1 protein-coding gene is annotated in these 2760 nt (G+C 38.7%); it reads left to right on the top strand.

Annotated features, from left to right (window positions below; all coding sequences use genetic code 11):
- Positions 1–197: 197 nt before the first annotated feature.
- The coding region (locus B4G94_RS03405; RefSeq protein ID WP_286857157.1) for a hypothetical protein at positions 198–2760 on the top strand (2563 nt) is incomplete at its 3' end.

The following is a 2760-nucleotide window of genomic DNA, read 5'->3' as shown; positions in this document are numbered from 1 at the left end:
TTGTTAAATTTATATTACAAAGCCCCATTATCGGGATGATTTTCTAGCGCTTCCCGCATATTTTTGTTAGGTTTGTTTTACTGATGAAACCATCATAAGTTTATCCAGGTTGATAGCTTCATTACTATAAAAAACAAATTGACTGAAACGTGTTCATCTATACCATTGAAGATGGGCACTCATAAATATATATTCTGATGAAAAAAACAATAGTCATCACTATTTTATTATTCATAGCCGTCATTGCGGCAACGATCTATCTTTTCGGAGATTTTAATAAAAACAACAAACAGGATTCAAAGGCCTTACAATATTTACCAGAAAACACCCTGGCCATTGCATCTTTCGCCAACGACGAGACTGTAGACACAATATTTAATGAGTACGAATTATTTAAGGCCATCCTGGGACAAGGAAATTTTGATGATCTCGAACGATTAAAAGGAGAATTGCTGCGCAGTGAACAACTCAGCCCCTTCGTTACTGGTCAACAGATCTTGTTATCTTTTCATCGAGAAAAAGATCAGATAACACCACTTTATAGTGTTCAGGTTGGCCAAAGTCTGGACAATAATTCACTGGGCACACTTGTCGGACAGATCGGCAACAATTACAAGGTGCAACCATTTGACACCCTGGGTCAACGATTCTTCGGCCTCAATAAGGGAATAAAAGACAGCACGCTCTATTGTGCCTATTCACATGAAATTGTTTTTGCCAGTTATTCAAAACAGGTTCTCGCACAAATTTTCGACAAGAATGTCCGAAAAATAAATACAAAACAGATTGAGTTCTTTGTCAATCACAACAATAAAAATACTCCCCTCAGTCTGTATTTTTTCAATGAACAGCTCGCGCAGGTTGCCCGGATATTGACGAAATCAAAATTTGGCAATTACCTCAATTTAATCGATTCACTGAAGGGACAAACCTCCTGGAATATGAATTTTAAACAGGATGCGCTTATCTTTAAGGGTGAAACAGATCTTACAGGAAGTAAAAACAGCTATCTGCAATTATTTGCCAATCAAACACCCCAAGTTCAGGCCTTAGGAAATTATCTACCAAAAAATGCGGCTTCTTATATTGATTTCAGTATTTCAGATGCAGTCAGCTTTCATTCTGGATTAAAAGAACTGTTAATCCAGCAAAAAGAATATGACCGTATAAGCAAGAACGTTAAAAATTTCGAAGATGACACTAAAATTTCCTTTGATAGCGTCATTACACCGCTCTTCAATGATGAATTTGCACTGGCTGAATTGGATAATCAAGATGTACTTGGATTAATCAGCTTATCAGATTCTAGCTTATTTGCAAATAACTTCAAGAAATTCAGTTCTTCAGTAGGTGACTCAATCTATCAATTTAAGTATTCTCACCTCTTATATGCCTCTTTTGGTGAACCGTTCAAGGGTTTCACAAGGCCCTATTTTACCATCGTTGACAATATCATGGTTGTCGCAAGCAGAACAGGAATTCTACGGGATTATCGCGAATCATTCCGTGAGAGGCAATTTTTATCGGGCACTGCTATTTTCAAGAATCACGCAGCTTTACAAAATAGCCGCAGCAATGTCACCTTTTATTTGGAACCGAAAGCTGCTAAAAGCACTATTTTGGATAACCTAAAATCCGATTATGCAAAGAATTTTAAAGACGAGGAGCAATTTGGCTTTCAAAACTTTTATTCCTGGTCATACCAGTTAAGCGGCAATCAAGGCACATTCGCATCCAGCTTATATGGACTTTATAAAAGTGATACACGTCTGGGTGGCAAACCGGAATGGACCGTTCAGCTTGAAAACCGTATTATCAATAAGCCGTGGATTCTGGATCAGGATGGTAAAAACAAATTCATCATGATCCAAGAGCAGGATCATACCGTACATGCGTTTTCACCAGATGGAAAGGAACTTTGGCAAAACCTTTTCCAGGGCGAGATTTTGGGTGAACCGATTCAATTACAAGATCTCAGTATTGTCATTGTCACCAAAAATCGGCTGTACCGGATTACGCCCGACGGGAAAAATGTGAACGGCTTTTCGGTCGAACTACCTTCTACCGCAAGCTATGGCGCTACAATGACCAACTTCAATAAAGAACAACGAATCTACATCCCAGCCACGGATCGCATTTTGGCTTATACTTTAGATGGCAAGAAAGTGGAGGGAATGGAGAATAATAGTGTAGACAGCCGTATTCTATTTGACCTCAAAACAACAGCTTTGGGCCAGACGAATTACATTATAGCAGGTACCAGTACAGCTTCTGTTTATTTTTTCAATGAAAATGGCAAAATTATCCGAAAACAAACTTTGGACACCGAAGGCGAAAGTGTTAAGAACCCGATCGGTCTAGTCGCTGCTTCAGATGAAAAAAATTCGTTTGTCTATGTTGCCGATAATAAAGGCAGTGTTTTCAAAGTTCCTTTTGAAGGTGAAACGAAGAAAATAAAACTGGAAAGCTGGGGCAAGGATGCTTTCTTTAACTTCGAAGATATCAGTGGCGGTGCCGATCGAGATTTTATCATTTTAGCCAACAATAAATTGAAGGCCTATAGCGCAAGGGACTCCTCCTCCTATTTTGAATATAAATTCATTGAAGATGCGAGCAACAGGCCACTATTTTTTAAACGTATCGGTAAATCCGATGTATTGGGAGTAGGCACTGACAATCGCATGATTTATGTCTTTGGATCGGATGGTTTGATACAAGAAGGATTCCCAATGGAAGGCTTTTCAAAGTTCTATTATGGAC

Source organism: Sphingobacterium sp. UBA7625 (genome assembly GCF_002484085.1).
GTDB lineage: Bacteria > Bacteroidota > Bacteroidia > Sphingobacteriales > Sphingobacteriaceae > Sphingobacterium > Sphingobacterium athyrii.
The sequence above is the reverse complement of the archived record's forward strand: the minus strand, read 5'-3'. Positions and strand labels throughout refer to the sequence as shown.